Source organism: Isoptericola sp. GX10416 (assembly GCF_056590155.1).
Map to the genome: position 1 here is coordinate 288,260 of NZ_JBWPVO010000002.1, position 17,101 is coordinate 305,360.

At 71.3% G+C, this 17,101-nt stretch carries 19 protein-coding genes and 4 tRNA genes; 14 read left to right on the forward strand and 9 right to left on the reverse strand.

Annotation, left to right across the window (positions count from 1 at the left end):
- The first annotated feature begins 117 nt into the window (after positions 1 to 117).
- A complete protein-coding gene (locus ACWAT2_RS05145; RefSeq protein ID WP_402373629.1) occupies positions 118 to 372 on the forward strand; it encodes a BldC family transcriptional regulator in 255 nt (84 codons plus the stop codon).
- 57 nt (positions 373 to 429) lie between these two features.
- Here ACWAT2_RS05145 and ACWAT2_RS05150 read toward each other — a convergent pair whose 3' ends face one another.
- Both ACWAT2_RS05150 and ACWAT2_RS05155 read right to left on the reverse strand, forming a co-directional pair.
- Positions 430 to 762, reverse strand: coding sequence for a DUF3618 domain-containing protein (locus ACWAT2_RS05150; protein ID WP_402373632.1), 333 nt, complete (start codon positions 760 to 762; stop codon positions 430 to 432).
- Positions 759 to 1,175 (reverse strand): phage holin family protein, encoded by a 417-nt coding sequence (locus ACWAT2_RS05155; protein WP_402373635.1) that lies wholly within the window; start codon positions 1,173 to 1,175, stop codon positions 759 to 761. The genes ACWAT2_RS05150 and ACWAT2_RS05155 overlap by 4 nt, the downstream gene beginning before the upstream one ends.
- 552 nt (positions 1,176 to 1,727) lie before the next feature.
- On the opposite strand from ACWAT2_RS05155, the gene ACWAT2_RS05160 reads away from it, so the two are divergent.
- From ACWAT2_RS05160 to ACWAT2_RS05190, 7 genes are all read left to right on the forward strand, one after another.
- Complete coding sequence (locus ACWAT2_RS05160) at positions 1,728 to 1,955, forward strand: helix-turn-helix domain-containing protein (RefSeq protein WP_402373637.1); 228 nt, start codon at positions 1,728 to 1,730, stop codon at positions 1,953 to 1,955.
- A gap of 98 nt (positions 1,956 to 2,053) precedes the next feature.
- Positions 2,054 to 2,851, forward strand: coding sequence for a hypothetical protein (locus tag ACWAT2_RS05165; protein WP_402373639.1), 798 nt, complete (start codon positions 2,054 to 2,056; stop codon positions 2,849 to 2,851).
- Positions 2,852 to 3,014: 163 nt separating this feature from the next.
- Positions 3,015 to 3,254 carry a hypothetical protein gene (locus ACWAT2_RS05170; RefSeq protein WP_402373642.1) on the forward strand — a complete coding sequence of 80 codons (240 nt, stop codon included), beginning with the start codon at positions 3,015 to 3,017 and terminating at the stop codon, positions 3,252 to 3,254.
- 30 nt (positions 3,255 to 3,284) lie between these two features.
- Entirely contained in the window at positions 3,285 to 3,905 is a 621-nt protein-coding gene (locus tag ACWAT2_RS05175; RefSeq protein ID WP_402373644.1) for a hypothetical protein, read from the forward strand.
- Positions 3,902 to 4,489: a hypothetical protein gene (locus ACWAT2_RS05180; protein WP_402373646.1), complete on the forward strand. Its 588-nt coding sequence runs from the start codon at positions 3,902 to 3,904 to the stop codon at positions 4,487 to 4,489. Before ACWAT2_RS05175 ends, ACWAT2_RS05180 begins: the two co-directional genes overlap by 4 nt.
- A 60-nt stretch (positions 4,490 to 4,549) precedes the next feature.
- Positions 4,550 to 5,566, forward strand: a complete 1,017-nt coding sequence (locus tag ACWAT2_RS05185; RefSeq protein ID WP_402373649.1) for a hypothetical protein — start codon at positions 4,550 to 4,552, stop codon at positions 5,564 to 5,566.
- 1,102 nt (positions 5,567 to 6,668) lie between these two features.
- Positions 6,669 to 7,823 carry a tyrosine-type recombinase/integrase gene (locus tag ACWAT2_RS05190; protein ID WP_402373652.1) on the forward strand — a complete coding sequence of 385 codons (1,155 nt, stop codon included), beginning with the start codon at positions 6,669 to 6,671 and terminating at the stop codon, positions 7,821 to 7,823.
- A gap of 27 nt (positions 7,824 to 7,850) precedes the next feature.
- Here the strand turns inward: ACWAT2_RS05190 and ACWAT2_RS05195 are convergent.
- The 3 genes from ACWAT2_RS05195 to ACWAT2_RS05205 all read right to left on the reverse strand — a co-directional run bounded on the left by ACWAT2_RS05195 (position 7,851) and on the right by ACWAT2_RS05205 (position 8,275).
- Positions 7,851 to 7,923 (reverse strand) — tRNA-Phe (locus ACWAT2_RS05195).
- Between the two features lie 56 nt (positions 7,924 to 7,979).
- Positions 7,980 to 8,053 (reverse strand) — tRNA-Asp (locus ACWAT2_RS05200).
- A 149-nt stretch (positions 8,054 to 8,202) separates the two neighbouring features.
- A tRNA-Glu gene (locus tag ACWAT2_RS05205) sits at positions 8,203 to 8,275 on the reverse strand.
- An 88-nt stretch (positions 8,276 to 8,363) separates the two neighbouring features.
- Here ACWAT2_RS05205 and ACWAT2_RS05210 point away from each other — a divergent pair.
- Positions 8,364 to 8,708, forward strand: a complete 345-nt coding sequence (locus ACWAT2_RS05210) for a metallopeptidase family protein (protein WP_402373940.1) — start codon at positions 8,364 to 8,366, stop codon at positions 8,706 to 8,708.
- Between the two features lie 21 nt (positions 8,709 to 8,729).
- Here ACWAT2_RS05210 and ACWAT2_RS05215 read toward each other — a convergent pair whose 3' ends face one another.
- Positions 8,730 to 9,914 carry a D-alanyl-D-alanine carboxypeptidase family protein gene (locus tag ACWAT2_RS05215; protein WP_402373655.1) on the reverse strand — a complete coding sequence of 395 codons (1,185 nt, stop codon included), beginning with the start codon at positions 9,912 to 9,914 and terminating at the stop codon, positions 8,730 to 8,732.
- A gap of 245 nt (positions 9,915 to 10,159) precedes the next feature.
- Here ACWAT2_RS05215 and ACWAT2_RS05220 point away from each other — a divergent pair, with 245 nt between their 5' ends.
- On the forward strand, positions 10,160 to 11,848 hold the full coding sequence (locus tag ACWAT2_RS05220) for a mechanosensitive ion channel family protein (RefSeq protein ID WP_402373657.1): 1,689 nt from the start codon (positions 10,160 to 10,162) through the stop codon (positions 11,846 to 11,848).
- Positions 11,849 to 11,883: 35 nt separating this feature from the next.
- Here the strand turns inward: ACWAT2_RS05220 and ACWAT2_RS05225 are convergent, their stop codons facing one another.
- Both ACWAT2_RS05225 and ACWAT2_RS05230 read right to left on the reverse strand, forming a co-directional pair.
- Positions 11,884 to 12,666, reverse strand: a complete 783-nt coding sequence (locus ACWAT2_RS05225) for a glycerophosphodiester phosphodiesterase (RefSeq protein ID WP_402373658.1) — start codon at positions 12,664 to 12,666, stop codon at positions 11,884 to 11,886.
- A gap of 37 nt (positions 12,667 to 12,703) precedes the next feature.
- Positions 12,704 to 12,776: transfer RNA gene (locus ACWAT2_RS05230), tRNA-Lys, on the reverse strand.
- 244 nt (positions 12,777 to 13,020) lie between these two features.
- Between ACWAT2_RS05230 and ACWAT2_RS05235 the strand changes: the two genes are divergently transcribed.
- Positions 13,021 to 13,308, forward strand: a complete 288-nt coding sequence (locus tag ACWAT2_RS05235) for an iron-sulfur cluster biosynthesis family protein (protein ID WP_402373661.1) — start codon at positions 13,021 to 13,023, stop codon at positions 13,306 to 13,308.
- A gap of 137 nt (positions 13,309 to 13,445) precedes the next feature.
- A complete protein-coding gene (locus ACWAT2_RS05240) occupies positions 13,446 to 14,267 on the forward strand; it encodes a DUF1206 domain-containing protein (RefSeq protein ID WP_402373664.1) in 822 nt (273 codons plus the stop codon).
- Positions 14,268 to 14,309: 42 nt separating this feature from the next.
- Here ACWAT2_RS05240 and ACWAT2_RS05245 read toward each other — a convergent pair whose 3' ends face one another.
- A complete protein-coding gene (locus ACWAT2_RS05245) occupies positions 14,310 to 15,059 on the reverse strand; it encodes a M50 family metallopeptidase (RefSeq protein WP_402373667.1) in 750 nt (249 codons plus the stop codon).
- Positions 15,060 to 15,227: 168 nt separating this feature from the next.
- On the opposite strand from ACWAT2_RS05245, the gene ACWAT2_RS05250 reads away from it, so the two are divergent.
- Both ACWAT2_RS05250 and msrB read left to right on the forward strand, forming a co-directional pair.
- Entirely contained in the window at positions 15,228 to 16,622 is a 1,395-nt protein-coding gene (locus tag ACWAT2_RS05250; protein ID WP_402373670.1) for a DEAD/DEAH box helicase, read from the forward strand.
- Between the two features lie 59 nt (positions 16,623 to 16,681).
- Positions 16,682 to 17,086: a peptide-methionine (R)-S-oxide reductase MsrB gene (gene msrB / locus ACWAT2_RS05255; RefSeq protein ID WP_402373673.1), complete on the forward strand. Its 405-nt coding sequence runs from the start codon at positions 16,682 to 16,684 to the stop codon at positions 17,084 to 17,086.
- Positions 17,087 to 17,101: the final 15 nt, after the last annotated feature.

The following is a 17,101-nucleotide window of genomic DNA, read 5'->3' on the forward strand; positions in this document are numbered from 1 at the left end:
GCAAGTTCACGCTCGGTTCAAGTCGCCTCAATCCCGCTTTCTGCACACAATGGAACGACACGACCGTGGAGCTTCAGGGCGCCGCCCGAACCGGTCGCGTACCAGGAGGTGCAGGGGATGTCGTTTCACGGTGACTCCGAGGTCCTGTTGACGCCCGCTGAGGTAGCCAGCCTCTTTCGTGTCGATCCGAAGACCGTGACCCGCTGGGCCAAGGCGGGCAAGCTCTCGTCCATCCGCACGCTCGGCGGGCACCGGCGCTACAAGGAGTCCGAGGTCCGGGCGCTGCTCGGGGCGGCCTCCGAGGCTGCCGAGGCCGAGGCGGCGGCGAACGCCGCCGCGGCCGACACGCGGAACGACGACTCGCAGAGGTGAGCCGCCGGCCCGGTGACCGGGCCGACGACCATGGGCTGGCCGACGACCGCGGGGCGGTCAGTGACGGATCGCACGGACGACGAGGATCGTGACCGTCGCCGCCCCGACGGCGGCCACGCCGAGGAGGAGCTTGGCGTTGCGGGCCCGCTGGGCATCGTGCGCCGGGAGCCCGTGGCCCGTGAGGAGACCGCCCGCGTCGGCCGCGGCCTGCTTCGTCCCGTGAGCGAGCTGCGCCGCCTGGTACGAGGGAGACAGTCGCGTCGTCAGCTCGTCGAGGGTGTCGCCGACCTGGCGACGGGCCTGGGCCACCTGCGCCTCGAGCTCCGCCCGGCTCATGCCGGCCGTGCTGTCGTCGGGTGCCGCCGTCCGGCCTGCTCGCTCCGGGCTCATCCCTTGATCCCCTCCTTGAGCGTGTTGACGTCCTCCTTGACCCGGTCGATCGTCTCTGGACGCCGGGCGGCCTGCTTGAGCTGGCGGACGGCCACCAGCACGAGCAGCGCGGCCACCAGGAGCATGGCGACGCCGACGACGAGCGCCGAGAGCCATAGCGGCCAGGCCTCGGCGAGGCCGATGATCGCGGACCAGACGAGGACGCCGACCGCGTAGAGCACGATGACGAGCGCCGCGCACACCAGCCCGACGCCGATCCCGGATCGCTTGGCCTTCTCGGTCAGCTCCGCCTTGGCGAGGGCGATCTCCGCCCGGACCAGGCGGGTGGCCTGCTCCGAGAGCTGTTCGACGAGCCGGCCCATGCTGGGAGGCCGGTCTGCCGGGGGCGTCTGCCCGTCGTCCCAGTCCGTCATCGGCTGCTCCGATCCTCGACGAGTGCGTGCGTGTGGTCCCACTCAACCCGTCCTGACTGGTCCAGGCAATTCCAGAGCGCTGGTGAGTCGGCACCCGGTGCCCTGAAACGACGAAGACCCCCGGGCTGCGGCCCGAGGGTCTTCGTGGTGGTGGCTCCGACCGGCGTCGATCCGGTGACCTTTCGATTTTCAGTCGAACGTCGCCCGGATCGGCGTCGGCCGGGTTGGCCTGCGACAACCCCTAGAAACTGCCCTGATCTGCTGGAACACCTTATCGGACGAAGACCGGTAGTTACCGACGTAGACCGGGAAAAATCTCGCCCAGATGTCGCCCGTGTCGCCCAGATGTCGCCCAGGATCTCGCCTGCCCTCGGGCTGTGGGAACACTCGGTGACAACTGCCGGAAACGCTGGCAAAGCATGGCGGAGACCGGCTAGCGTTACAGGTGACGAACGGGCCGATGACCGCGCGGCCCGCAGGAAGCCTTAGCGCATCGCGGAGATGGCCCCAGGAGGCCGGTGACTGCACCGCCACCTGAGAGGACCCGTCCCCGTGACTACGACGACCAGCCGCCCCGCAGCCCTGCTGACCCCTGCCGAGGCCGCCGAGTACCTGAATGTCAGCGTGCGCACGCTCGCATCATGGCGTCTTACCCGCGAAGAGGGCCCGGAGTACATCCGGCTCGGTACCGGGCGCCGCGCCCGCGTTCGCTACTCGCCTGACGCGCTCGCTGCGTACACCGGCGCTGGCACCGTCCGCCCCGAGCCCGCCGCGCGGTGAACCGGGCCCTTCCCGGGCCGGTCGTCGATCTCATCCGCGATGGTGTTCGCCGCGACGACCTGCGAGCCCGGGGCGACCGCGCCGTGTGGACCGCGCTCGTGCGCACCGCCGCATCCGCTGTCCAGCGCGGGCACACGTTCGCCGAGTGGGCCGCGCTCGTGACCGAAGCACGGTCGAACCTGGGACGGCAGGTTGCCGTGAAGGCGAGCGGCAAGGATCGCCCGCCCCGCGACCGGGAACGCACCCTCCGATCCGCGTGGGTCACCGCCGCCGCATGGGTCGACGAGGCACCCGCGCCGATCTCCCCTGCCGACGTCACCGCGACCATCGCCGCCGTGCGCGCGTTCGTGGAGGATGCCGACGCGCCCCTGACCGACACCGACCGCGAGGTCCTTGCCGCCGCGTGCGACCTCGCCGAGCACCACCGCACCACCCGGCCCGCGCTGCCCAGGCGCGCGCTCGCCGCCTCGACCGGACTCGGAGAGCGAGCCGTCCGCGACGCCCTCGACCGCCTGGACCGCCGTCGCCTGCTCACCTGCGTGGTGCGCGGACGACCCGCTGCACCCGGCAGCAACCGCCGACGCGCATCCCTTTATCGGCTGCCCGACCGCGACGCCCTCGACGCCGCATACCTGTACCGGGGGACCCGGTCTATGGGACCCCCGGCCCAGGTCTATGGGACCCCCGCCGTCGAGCCCGCTGGGACCCCCGCCAGGTCTATGGGACCCCCGAACGGAGCAACCGACATGGACACCCTCACGCTCGCCCTGTCGCCGGAGCAGCGAGCCGTCGTGCTCGCCGCCCTCGCGCGTCACGCCGAGGCCGTTGCGGCTGACGATCCCCCTGCTGCAAAGCCGAGCAACGTGGTCCCGCTCCGACGGGAGGCCGCGACGTGACGCGCGACGACCTCGACGATCCGTCAGATCGGGGCGTGCCCGTGCCCTACGTCGGACACGTCTGCCGGGACGGGTGGGCTCTCACGAGCACCGAAGACGCACCCCGACCCTGTCCAGTATGCCGACCTGACACCTACCGCCGCCTGACCGAAAGGAACCACACGTGAAACCGACACTCTCCGACACCAACCGTGACCGTCTCACCGCCGCCGCTGACGGCACCGCACACCCGCTGACCCTCGCTGAGCGTTCTCGCTGGATCCGCCTGGAGCGCCACTACCCGCCTGACGACCAGGCCGTCATCCGCGACGCGCTCACCGCTCGGCGCCCCGAGCCCGACGCACCGCACCGCGGTGCGCACGGTCGCCGCGAAGCCGCACGTCGCTTCGGTCCGAAGCGCTGAACCCACCACCGAAAGGAACCCGTCATGTCGATGAGCCACACGCTTGTCCTGTTCAAGATCTCCGAGGGCGTCCGCCCGCCACTGGACCTGTTCGACTCCGAGAAGGTGTTCGCGCCTCACCGGGCACGCCTGGAGGAGATCAACGCCGCGGAGGGCACGTTCGCCAGCCGTGAGCGCGCCCGCTACGCCGACCACGAGAAGGCCGTCACTGCGTGGCGTGCCGAAGCTGAAGCGGCAGCGCTCGCCGGACAGCCGCAGCCCGCCGACCCGCCGCCGGAGTGGCAGCCGACCCCCGGCGGTGAGGTGTTCGAGCGGGAGCGCAGCAACGTGCGTCAGGACATCGTCGCGACGTGGTGCGTGCACGCAGAGGAGATCCTGGACCGGAACCTCGCCACCGCAACCGCGGAAGTCGCCGCAGCGACCGACGCCCACGCCGACGCCACTGCCGCACTGAAGGTCGCCGCGGATCGTCTGAGCGCCGCCGAGAGCCGCGTCCGGGTCCTCAACAACTCCTGGCCCAGGGGCAGCGGACGTACGCCCCGCGACGGCGTCGACCAGTCCGACCTGCTCATGCACGACGCGTCCCGCACGAGCCTGCGACCGGGACCGCGGGGGATCTTCTCGGCGCGCGCCCTCGGGGAGACCCGATGACCGCCCGGGAGCCGTGGGACCGGGCCGCGGGGGAGTCGCGGCCCGCCTACGCGGCCTTCATCGCCTACCGCGACGCCGGATTGACCCGCAGTCTGGCGAAGGTCGCTCAGGAGTTGGGCAAGTCGTCGGCGCTGATGTCCCGCTGGTCGGTCCGCTGGCAGTGGGTCATGCGCTCCGATGCGTGGGACGCCCACGTCCAGCGCGCTGAAGACGACGCGTGGCGCGGGCGAGCCCGCACGATGGGCCGCAGGCATGCCGACGCCGCAGCTGCCGCGCTCGCGAAGGTGACCGAGGCCCTGGAGAGCCTCGACCCTGCTGACCTGTCGCCGCGGGACCTGGTCGCGTGGCTCGACGTCGCGACGAAGGTGGAAGCCCGCGCTCTCGGAATCGACACCGCGCAGCGGCTGGAGATCTCCGGCCCGGCCGGGGGCGCCGTCCCGGTCGCTGTGGACATCATGACCGACGAGGAACGTCGGGAACGCCTCACTGTCCTGCACCGCGAGACTGAACGACGCATGGCTGCCTGGGATGCCGACGAAGCCGCCGTCGCTCGTGCCCTCGACCTGCGCCGTGACGACGCCTGAAGAGGACCCGCGACGGTCCGCCTACACATCGAGTAGGCGGACCGTCGCTAGCCTGCGCTCATGGACAGAATCATCCTTGAAAGCCGAGTCATGCAGGCCGTCGAGCACGTGCTTGGCGGTGGCAAGCACGAGGACGACGTCGTCGAACTCAAGGCTGACTGGCCCGACGTCAAGTCGTTCCCGCGGCGGTTGGCTGGCGCCGCCAACCGTGCGGCCGGGACCGAGATAATCCTGATCGTTGGCATTGACGAAGACAACCATCGGGTAGTAGAACTCGGGGACGATATCGATCCGGAGACATGGTGGTCCCAGGTTCGCAGTGGATTCGACGAATTGGAGGCACCTGACCCGACGATCCACAAGATCGTGCACGTCAGAGATGGGCAGACAGTCGTTGCGTTCGCGTTCCGAACCGATGGGGCACCGTATGTTGTAAAGAACCTCACCGGCAAAGGGCCCGAAAGGGAGGTGCCGATTCGCACAGCAACCGGCACGGGATGGGCGCACCGAAGCGACCTCATCCGCATGCTCGCGCGACGGGTTCACACACCGAACGTCGTCCCACTTGCTGACTCGCACCTCAACTTCACCTGGTACGCCGAGAAGAATCCGGCTGACGGAAAACGCCGCGACGAGTACACGAGCGTCTACGCGTCGTTGTTCGTCTTCGTTGAGCACCTCGCCTCGGACTTCGTCATGTTTCCTCAGCATGCGATGACCGTGAGCCTCGATGCTGGAGGCCGCATCATTCCATTGAAGGTGCGACCGCCCCACCGTCCTATGAAGGGAGCGCAGGTCCCTCCGGCCAGTCTGCACGGAATTGAGGCGCGGGATGATGGCCTGCTGGTGACGGGGCCAGGCCGCGCACACATCGAGTGCATTGCCAGCATCCCCGCGGCGGTCGTCTCCCGAGAGGATATCGAGCAACTCGAAGGCGCCGTGGTCAACCTCGCCTTGCCCGTGACGGGGAGCGATGTTCCGGCGCGCCTCACTCTCAGCTTCCGCCGGGTCAAGCCTGCGGACGCAGGCGACGCATTCCATGCAACTCTCGGGAACTTCGTGCTGACGCCGAGTTGATGCGGACGCTAAACGGCCGTCACGGTACGCCTGCCCGACGAGCCGCTCGAAACCGTGGAGTAGGCGGTGAGCCGACGATGAACTCTGACAGTCCTGCCCGGCGACCGATGTCGGGGACGATCAGCGGCTATTCGATATCGAGAACCACGACTCTCGCTGCCTTGCGCCGGATCGTATCGGCGCCTTGAGCGATGGCGCCGAAACCCAGGACGATCACCGGTAGAGCCCAGTCGGAGGGTCGAAAGAAGACAAGGTCCGCGACTGCTGCGCTGAACGCACATGCGCCTGCCGCGACTACGGCAGCCCAACCGCGGTCTCTCCACGTGAGTTCGGTCCTCAGGTGAAGATACGAACGTAGGTCCGGCGAACGGACGTGTACGCGATTCAGATACTCTGAAGCGACCCGGCTACGTTCCCAGTATGCGCGGACTCCAAAGCCAAGCGAGAGCCAGAGTGCGACAAAGCCGAGAACGAGCACGGCAATGATGGTGGGGGCATCCGGCGGTCGTCCGACTCTGTGGCCGACTGCGAAGACCGCGAAGATCGCGAGTGGAACTCCCGCGAGTGTCACGAGAGCGTCAGCGAAGTATCGGGCGGGCACCAACACGCTCGCCGTCAGGTGAGCCGCGGCCCACGCTTGGATTTGGTGGAGGACCCGGGCTCGCTCAGAGTCGTGTTCGACCTCCGCAAGTTCCTTGGTCCACTGCGCAACCCGTCGCATTCTCGACCGTTGGATCAGCTGATCCAATGCCACGACGACGCCGACGGCGGATGCCACGAGGCCGATGAGGGGTGCTAGAACATTCAGGACTGTGGTCACGCGTGCATACCTCCGCAACGAACTATCGCAGGGCGAGCCTGCGCTGCACTACCGACGCAGGGGAGCGCGGCTCGGTGGTGAGTGGTTCAACTTTTCGCGTGCCCAGTCTTCCCGGTAGCTTTCGGTTTCTGGCGGTAAAGTTGAAGGGTCAGCACAACCGAAGATCGGAGACCTCGCGTGGCTATCGAAGACCGCTGGACCCGGAGTGTGCAGCGTCCGGACGGCACCAGGGCGACCGAGCGCACTGAGCGGCACGGCACAGGCAAGAGGTACCGCGCGAGCGTGCGCGGAGCCGACGGGCGCCCGCGCTCACGTTCGTTCGACCGGAAGACCGACGCCCGCAGGTGGGAAGAGGAGCAGCGGACCGCGCTCGCATCGGGGGAGTGGGTTGACCCCGCAGCCGGGCGGGTCACGTTCGGGGAGTATGCCGACCGGTGGCTGAAGGGCCGCCATGACCTGAAGCCCACGACCCGCGCCGGGTACACCTCGACGCTGCGCCTGGCGGACCCGCTCGCGTCCGTGCCTCTCGCAAAGGTCACGCACGAGGCCGTCGCGGAGTGGGTCGCGGATCTCGTCGCGCGCGACCTGTCCGCGTCGCACGTGCGGTCCGCGCACGTGCTCGTGCACGCTGTGCTCGACGGCGCCGTGCGCGCCCGCAGGCTGGCCACCAACCCGGCGACCGGTGTCCCGGTGCCGAAGCACCACAGGCGCCGCCGGATGTACCTCACGGAGTCTCAGGCGGGCACTCTCGCTGCCGCCGTGGGCCGCTGGACGACCCGGAAGGTCGAGGACGGCACCACGACCGTGACCGAGCGCGCACGCCCTGACACCGCGACATGCGACCAGATGCATGCGCTCGTGCTCGTGCTCGCGTTCACCGGGCTGAGGTTCGGGGAGGCCGTCGCGCTGAGGGGCCGTCACGTCGACCTGCTGCGCCGCCGCATCCGCGTGGAAGAAGCTGTGACCGAGGTAGGCGGACGGCAGGTGTACGGCCCGCCGAAGAATGGAGAGGCCCGCGACGTGCCCGTGCCCGGCTTCCTGGTCGACATCCTCCAGGGCCGCATCACCGGCGCCGACGATCACCTGTTCGCGACGTCCGCCGGGACGCCGCTGCGGGCCGGGAACGTGCGGCGCCTGTTCGACCCCGCCGCGACCGCCGTCGGGCTCCCCGGTCTCCACCTGCACGACCTGCGGCACACCGCCGCGTCCCTGGCTGTGTCCGCCGGGGCGAATGTGAAGGCCGTCCAGGCCATGCTGGGGCACAAGTCGGCGGCGATGACCCTGGACGTGTACGCCGACCTGTTCCCGCAGGACCTCGACGACGTCGCCCGGCGCCTCGACGAGCGGTGGCGTTCCCAGGATGTCGCCCGGATGTCGCCCGAGCCGTCGCCGCCCGTCGTCGGGCTGCGGACACGAGAAACGCCGCAGGTCGTGTGACCTGCGGCGTTACCCGTCTTGCTGCGGTGGCTCCGACCGGCGTCGATCCGGTGACCTTTCGATTTTCAGTCGAACGCTCTACCAACTGAGCTACAGAGCCAAGCCATGACACGAACGCCCGGGGCGCCGTGACCGACGAACCGGGCGCATCATGCGCGACCCTGACGGGACTTGAACCCGCGACCTCCGCCGTGACAGGGCGGCGCGCTAACCAACTGCGCTACAGGGCCAAGATCGGTCGTGAACGGCCGATCGAGGGGCTCTTTTCGAGCCGAGGAAAAGCGTACCCCATGCCTGGCTTGATCCTAAAATCGAATCCTGACCAGGAACGATGCTCCGCAGCGGAACATCCGAGGTGACGGGGGTCACGTCACTCGAGTACCCCCAACGGGATTCGAACCCGTGCTACCGCCGTGAAAGGGCGGGGTCCTAGGCCGCTAGACGATGGGGGCCGGCCGAGACAGCATACCGGGGAGCAGGGCGTGGGTGAACGTCGCGGCTGCCGCCGCCGGCGTGGGGGAGGATGGCCCGGTGGTGGAGATGTCGCGCGAGGACTTCGAGACGGCCGTCTCCGAAGGCCTGGACCAGGTACCGGCCGAGCTGACCAGGCTCATGGACAACGTCGTCGTCCTCGTGGAGGACGACGCCCCCGCGGACGACCCCGGGTTGCTCGGGCTCTACGAGGGCGTCCCGCTGACCGAGCGCGGCGAGTTCTGGGCCGCGGGCTCGCTGCCGGACCGGATCACGATCTACCGCAACCCGACGCTCGCGTTCTGCGAGTCCGCCGACGACGTCGCCGAGGAGGTCGCCGTCACCGTGGTCCACGAGATCGCGCACCACTTCGGGATCGACGACGACCGGCTGCACGCGCTCGGCTGGGGCTGAGCGCGCCGTCGTGCCGGGCGTTCAGTCGATCGGCACGTACTCCCAGTGCCAGGCCTCCGGCTTGCGCCCGTCCGCCCGTGCCCAGCCGGGGTTGTCCCAGCCGAACGCCGGCCCGTGCTTGCGCAGCCACTCGTACTTCGCGGAACCGAACGACTCCACGCCGTCGCCGAGGTCGAGCGCGACGCCCCACCCGTGGTTCGAGTGGCCGGGGACGGCCGCCAGATAGCCCTTCATGGCCTTCGTGGAGACCTGCGACGTGTACGAGCGGTACGAGTCCGTGATGGACAGGTGCGAGCCGAACTTCGCCCTGTACGCCTTGTCGAGCCGCTCGAGCTGCGCGCCCGCGTCGCAGCGCAACGTCTCGCCGGACGCGAACGAGAGCTCGCACATCGCGTCGGTCGGGATCCGCCCGTTCTCGAAGTCGGCGACCGAACCGGCCTGCTCGGCGAGCTCCTTGGCGGCGTCGTCGGCCCGGGCCTTCTGGTTGGCCAGGATCTCCGCCGGCGTCGGGGGCGCGGCCTCGACCTCGACGGTGGACTCGGCGTCCTCGAGCAGCACCATGAGCTCTTCGGTGGCAGCGGTGAGCGCCGCCTCCTCGTCCGCCGCGGGCTCGGCCTCGAGCGCGGGCTCGGCCTCCGCCTCGGCGTCCCTGCCCGACGGCGGTGCTTCGCCCTGCGCGGAGGGCTGCGGGGAGGCGGAGCCCTCTGCGTCGGGCAGGGCGGGCGTGGGCAGCGGGGTGCGCTCGGCGGACCGCGACGCGGGCTCGCCGCCGCGGCTCGTGAGGATCTCGGCGACCTCCTCGGCCTGCGCGGCGATCTTCTTCTCCTGCTTCTTCGACACCGACGTCGACTCGGTGGTGACGAGCTCGGCGCGCTGGAGGGCGTCGGTCGCCGCGACCTCGGTGGTCTCGGTCGCCTCGCCGGTGTCGTCCGTCGGGCCCGAGGTGGGCTCCGACCCTGCGGTGGGGTCGGCCGACGGGGCGATCTCTGCGGTGGTCGAGGCGCCGGTCTCGGCGACCGGGCCGCCGGCGAGCGGGCCGACGGCGGTGGCCGTGCCGGCCGTGAGCGCCAGGATGGCCGTCGCGGCGGCGATCCCGGTGCGGTAGGTGCGGGCACTGTCTTTGGTGCGGCGTGCGCGGGGCTGGAAGTGCCTGCCGGGGTTGCGCCGCGGGCGCAGCCGGGGCAGGGTGAAGCGACGTGTGGTCAAGGGTGTTGTTCCTCGGGTCTCGGGGCCGTCGTCCATCGTGACGTCCGGTTGTGACCGGACTCTGGGAGCTGCGCGACGATCGACCAAGGATCCGGCGAAAAATCTGAGAAGTGCCGGTGAAGGTCCGGACAGATGCCGCGTCTTGCCTCCTGCACGGCGGTGTGAGCGCGAACACGTCCGGATCGTGCGGGTGCCGACCGGCCACTCGCAGCGCAGCCCTCGGGGGTCGTACCTAGGCTGAGCCCATGCTTTTCGACGGCGACTCCCCGATCGATTCGGACACCGTCCAGTCGACCGTGTCCCTGACCGTCACGCTCGCATGGGCGGCGGCGGCCCTCGTGACGGCCTACATCGCGGCCACGTTGCTGTCGGTGCTCATCCGGCGGTTCGCGCGACGTCGCCGGTTGATGCACGACCTCGCCACCAGGCTGCGGCACCCCCTGCGCATGCTGCTGATGATCGTCGCCGTGTGGGTGGCCTTCCGACTCTCGGCACACGAGGACGAGGCATGGTTCGACGTGCTGCAGCACGGCCTGCTCATCGCCACGATCGTCTCGAGCGCCTGGCTCGTCGGCGCGATGGCGTTCGTGGTCGAGGACCGCACCATCGCGCGGACGAGCGTCGCCTCGAACGACCGGCACGCGCGCCGCGTCAAGACGCAGATCTCGATCCTGCGCCGCGTCACCGTGGCGATCATCGTCATCCTCGCGATCGCGGCGGTCCTGCTCACGTTCCCGGCGATGCGGGCGGCGGGAGCCTCGATCCTGGCCTCGGCCGGTGTGCTGTCCGTGGTGGCCGGCATCGCCGCCCAGTCGAGCCTCGCCAACACCTTCGCCGGGATCCAGATCGCGTTCACCGACGCGATCCGCGTCGATGACGTCGTCGTCCTGGACGGGCAGTTCGGCCGCATCGAGGAGATCACCCTGACCTACGTCGTCGTGCACATCTGGGACGACCGCCGGCTCATCCTGCCGAGCACGCAGTTCACGACCACACCGTTCGAGAACTGGACCCGGCGCGCCGCCGACCTCCTCGGCACGGTGGAGGTCGACGTGGACTTCAACGTCCCGTTGCCCGCGATGCGTGCAGAGCTGGAGCGGCTCCTCGAGGACTCGCCGCTGTGGGACCAACGCCTCGGCATCCTGCAGATCACCGACGCGACCGGCGGCATGGTGAAGGCTTGGGCGCTGGTCAGCGCCGCCGACGCCGGGACGCTGTGGGACCTGCGCTGCCACGTCCGCGAGGGCCTGGTGCAATGGCTCCAGCGCGAGGCCCCGTACGCCATGCCCCGCCGCCGCTTCGAGGACGCGGTGCCCCTGCCCGACGGCGGTGCCCCGGAGCTGCCGGATGCTGCGGACGCGGAGGCCTCGGCCGAGCTCGAGCCCGGCGAGCAGGAGCCCATGCCGATGCCCGTCTCGGTCGAGCCGCCGTCGAGCGCTGCGTCCGCCGCCTCACCGGCGCCGGGGGGCGGACGCCGCGGCGACGAGACGGTGGTCGTACCCGGGCGGACGAGCACCGGGCGGCCCCGCCGCTCGTCCGTGCGGGACCGGCAGCGCGCCGGGGTGCCGGCGTCGGGCCCGGACGAGGACGCGACCGTCCTGATCGGCGAGGTCCCCGCACCGCAACGAGGAGTGGACGAGACCACGGTGATGCCGCCCTCCCAGCCGGTCGGGCTCTACAGCGGCAGCGAGGAGGCCGAGGCCCGGCGGGAGAACTTCGAGGGACCGGGCCAGGACGCCATCGACGAGCGCGAGGCCGTGGCCGAGCGGCGCATGACCGGCGAGGTCGCGATCGACGACGAGGTCGACGATCAGGACGAGTCGCGGACTGCCTCACGGTGGCGCGGTCGTCCCGCCCCGGACTCGGAAGACGGCGGCCCGACCGACGGGCCGGGCGACGGCGGTGGTCGTGGCGACGGCGGCGACGGGCAGTAGCGCCGGCCGCCGGGCAGTAGCCCGCTGTGCGCGCGTCAGCGCAGCGCTGTGCCCGCGCGCCCGGCCAGCCAGCCGCGCAGCTCCCCGGGCCGGTCGGTGATGATCGCGTCGACGCCAGCGGCGACGAGGCCCTCCCACTCGCTCGTCTCGTTCGACGTCCACGGCATGACACGCAGCCCGGCACCGTGCGCCGTGGCGACCAGACCCGGGTCCGCGAGCACGGCGGCCACGGCCGGGTTGACGGTGACGACGCCGAGCTCCGCCGCGGCCTCGAAGAGGTCGGCCGGGGCGTCCTCGCACAGGTAGCCCCGGGGCAGGTGGTGCGCCGCCTGACGCAGCGCGGCGACGGTCCGGCGGTCGAAGCCCTGCACGATCGTGCGGCCGCTGAGCCCCGCCGCGTCGATCGCCGCGATGGTGGGGGCGAGCTGCTCGGGCGTCCACAGGCCCTTGTACTCGCACAGCAGGTCCATGCCTGGACGATCGGCGAGGAAGTCGACCGCCTGGGCGAACGTCGGGATGCGCTGCCCGGCGTGGACCGGCGAGAACCGCGACCCGGCGTCGAGACCCCGGACCGTGGCGGCGTCGAGCTCGTCCACCGCACCGACGCCGTCGGACACGCGCTCGACGACCGGGTCGTGGATCACCACGGGGACGCCGTCCGCCGTCAGGCGCACGTCCAGCTCCAAGGCCGGGGCGCCGGCGCGCCAGGCCGCCTCGAAGGCGACGAGGGTGTTCTGCGGGGCGACGGCGCAGTAGCCGCGGTGCGCGACGACGACGGGTCCGGCGGGGTGCGGGGCGTCGGGCAGGAGCGTGGTCACCCGGCCATCCTGTCCTGCACGAGGGGGACCGGGCCAGTGGGCCCCCCGGGGATCGAACCCGGAACCCGCGGATTAAAAGTCCGCTGCTCTGCCAGTTGAGCTAGAGGCCCGCCGCCGTCCGGTGGGAGCGGTGGCTGCGGGTCAGCCTACGCGGGCGACGTGCTCGGCGAGATCCGTGCCGACGCCGTGCGACCAGCCACTCGGCGGCCGGGGGGCAGACTATGCCGCCTGCCGGGCGTCGGCAGCCGGTGTCTCAGCCCCCGAGAGAAATCTCGCTCTCGGCCCTCCCCGTTGCGCGAGACCCCCGGTTGCTGCTTCGGTGGACAGGTCGCGTACCCGACGAGAGGAGCACTCATGCTCACCGTGACGGACAACGCCCGCACCGCCGTCGAATCGCTGGCCCAGCAGGCCGGCGTCCCCAGCGAGGGAGGCCTGCGCATCGCGCAGTCCTCGGGTCAGCCGGGGAACTTCGAGCTCGCGCTCGTCCCTGCGCCCCAGCCCGACGACGCGGTCGTCGACGACTCCGGCGAGACCAAGGTCTTCGTCGACAACGAGGCTGCCAGCGCGCTCGACTCGCTGCAGCTCGACGCCGAGCCCTCCACCGAGGGCCCGGGATTCGTGCTCACGCCTCAGGAGGCCTGAGCTCCCCAGCCCGTCCGACGGCGGGTCGCCCCTCGGGGCGGCCCGCCGTCGTGCTGTCCGGACGCGTGGCACACGCGGCAGATCTGCGACAGGGTGGCGACGACGCCGCGAGGGACGCGGCGCGCCGGAGGTGAACCGTGTCGACATCAGGGCGAGCGCAGGGAGCGGCCCGCCGGGCCCGGAACAGCACCGGGCTGCGGGTCCTGGCCCGCGCCGGGTACGCGGCGTCGGGCGTGGTGCACCTGCTCATCGGGTGGTTGGCCGTCCGGCTGGCGCTCGGGTCCTCGTCCGGCAGCGCCGACGAGTCCGGGGCCTTCCGCCAGCTCGCGAGCGCGCCCGGCGGGATGGTCGTCCTCTGGGCGGTGACGCTCGGGTTCGCGGCCCTCGCGCTGTGGCAGCTCACCGAGGCGCTCGTCGGCGTGCCGGGCGTGGACGACGCCCAGGAGGCCGGCGCACGCGTCAAGGCCGGCGGCAAGGGCGTGCTGTACGGCGTCCTGGCGGCCATGGCGGCGCGCTACGCCGTCGGCGGTGGGGGCGGTGGTGGCGGCGGCCAGCAGGAGAGCCTGACGGCGACGCTCATGCAGGACCCGGCCGGCCGCTGGCTCGTGGTCGCGGCAGGTCTCGTCATCGTGGGCGTCGGCGTCTTCCACGTCGTCAAGGGGTGGCGCAAGAAGTTCCTCGAGGACCTGCGTGGCGCCGGCGGGGGCAAGGTCGGCGTCGCCGTCGTCCGGCTCGGCCAGGTCGGCTACATCGCCAAGGGCGTGGCGCTCGCCGTCCTGGGCGGGCTGTTCGTGGCGGCCGGCGTCACGCACGACGCGGACAAGGCGGGCGGCCTCGACGACGCCCTGCGCACCATCCGGGACCAGCCGTTCGGGACGGCCCTGCTGATCGTCACGGGCGTCGGCATCGCGGCGTACGGCGTCTACTCGTTCGCCCGCGCGCGGTACGCGCGGATCTGACCGCGCGGATCTGCCCCGGCCGCCTGGTGCCACCGTGTGCCGTCAGGTGCCGACGGGGCCGACGATCCAGCCCGCGCCGAGCACGAGGCAGCCGAGGGTGACCAGGGCGAACACGACCACCCAGAGGATGCCGGGGACCCCGGTGAGCCGTCCGAGCTGGTCGGCGTCGGAGGAGCGCGCCCGGCCCCGGGCCCGCTGCGCCTGCAGCTCGAAGACCGGCCGGACCGCGCCGAGCAGCAGGAACCACGTCACGGCGTAGGCGACGGCCGACTGCGTCGCGGGCTCCAGCCACCAGGAGACGGCGACCAGCGCCGCGCCGCTGACGAGCACCGACCACAGCCCGAACCAGTTGCGGATCTTGAGCAGCAGCAGCGCGAGCAGCAGCACGAGCAGCCACAGCAGCCCGACGGCGTAGCCCGCTCGGAGCAGCCACGCCGCGCCGAGGCCGACCAGGCCCGGCCCCACGTAGCCGGCGAACGCCGTGAGGATCATCCCGAGACCCCGCGGGCGCCCGGCGGTGACGGTCAGGCCGGAGGTGTCCGAGTGCAGGCGGATCCCGTCGAGCCGGCGTCCGGTGAGCATGGCGACGACGGCGTGCGCTCCCTCGTGCGCGATGGTCACGACGTGCCGCGCCACCCGCCACACCGGGCCGACGACGACGACGGCGAGCGCCACCAGCGCGACGGCGAGCACGACGGGCTGGTCGGGCGGGTCCACCGGCGTGGTGGCCGCCGTCCAGATCCGTCCGAGCACGTCACCGACGGTCGCGAAGAAGTCGTCCACGCGGCACATTCCACCACGTCCCCCTGAGAGCCGGTGCGGTCGATCGGCATCGACGTGCGACAATGGTCGTGAGAGGGCAGTGCGAACCCGCGCGCCCCACGTCGTGGAGATCCCCCCGGATTACGTGCGGCGGACCCCGACCCGGACGTCGTACGACGTCCCCAGAGAGGCTCATCTGTGACTACCTTTGCCGATTTCGGCCTGCCGACCCCTGTCGTGAAGCACCTGACGGACGCCGGCATCACCACCCCGTTCCCCATCCAGGCGGCGTCGCTGCCGGACTCTCTCGCCGGCAAGGACGTGCTCGGCCGCGGCCGCACCGGCTCCGGCAAGACGCTCGCGTTCTCCCTGCCGACCGTGACGGAGCTCGCCCGCCAGAAGGCCGCGGCCAAGTCCGCCGGCCGCCGCGCCCTGCGCAGCGCCGCCCCGATGGCGCTCGTGCTGTGCCCCACCCGCGAGCTCGCCAACCAGATCGACGCCGTCATGAAGCCGATCGCCCAGTCGCTCGGCCTGCGCACCACGACGATCTTCGGCGGCGTGGCGCAGTCGCGTCAGGTGACCGCGCTCAACCAGGGTGTCGACATCGTCATCGCCTGCCCGGGCCGGCTCGAGGACCTTCTCAACCAGAAGCTCCTGACGCTCGACGACATCTCGGTGACGGTGCTCGACGAGGCCGACCACATGGCCGACCTCGGGTTCCTCCCGGGCGTCAAGCGGATCATGGACCGCACGCCACGCACCGGTCAGCGGCTGCTGTTCTCCGCCACGCTCGACAACGGCGTGGACGTGCTGGTCAAGCGCTACCTGAAGAGCCCGGTCACGCACTCGGTGGACGACGCCGCGGCCCCGCCGCCGCAGATGACCCACCACATCCTCGCCGTGTCCGACAAGGAGGCGAAGAAGCAGGTCGTGCACCAGCTCGCCCAGGGCACCGGTCGCCGCGTCCTGTTCATGCGCACCAAGCACCAGGCGAAGAAGCTGGCCAAGCAGCTCACGGCAGCCGGCGTGCCCGCCGTGGACCTGCACGGCAACCTCGGCCAGGGTGCCCGCGAGCGCAACCTCGCGGCGTTCTCCTCCGGCGACGTCAAGGTCATGGTCGCCACGGACATCGCCGCGCGCGGCATCCACGTCGACGAGGTCGAGCTCGTGGTGCACGTGGACCCGCCCGCCGAGCACAAGGCGTACCTGCACCGTTCCGGTCGGACGGCCCGTGCGGGCTCGGTCGGGGACGTCGTGACGGTCATGCTCCCCGAGGAGCGCGGCGACGTGCGCGACCTGACGCGCAAGGCCCGCATCGCCGCCCGCCCGCAGCAGGTGGCACCGGGAGACCCGGTGGTCGCGGCACTGGTCGGCGAGGTCGCCGCGTACGTCAAGCCGGCACCGCCCGTCGAGCAGCAGCCGGCCCGCAAGAAGCCGCAGGGCCAGCGGTCGGGCGGCGGGCAGTCCCGCTCGGGTGCCTCCGGACCGCAGGGTGCCGGGGGCGGCCGCAACCGCCGTCGTCGGGGCCGCGGAGGTCAGGGTGCCGGCGGCCGCGCCGCCCAGGGCGCCGGGCAGGCCGGCGGTCGTCGCTGACGAGTGCCCGACAGGCGCCGGACGGGAACACCTCCCGTCCGGCGCCTGTTGTCATCGGCATGACGTACGAGGTCTCCAAGAGCGAGGACGAGTGGCGCGTCGAGCTGTCGCCACAAGAGTTCACGGTGCTGCGCCAGGCGGGTACCGAACGGGCCTGGACGGGTGAGCTCCTCGGCGAGGACCGCGAGGGTGTCTACCGGTGTCGCGCCTGCAGCAACGAGCTGTTCCGCAGCGAGTCCAAGTTCGACTCGCACTGCGGCTGGCCGTCCTTCTACACGCCGCTGGCCGGTGACCGGGTCGAGCTCATCGAGGACCGGTCGCTCGGCATGGTCCGCACCGAGGTGCGGTGCGCGCGCTGCGGCTCCCACCTGGGTCACGTGTTCGACGACGCGCCGCAGACCCCCACGGGCGACCGGTTCTGCATGAACTCCGTCAGCCTGACGTTCGAGCCCGGCACCCACTGACGCTGCGGCCTCCGC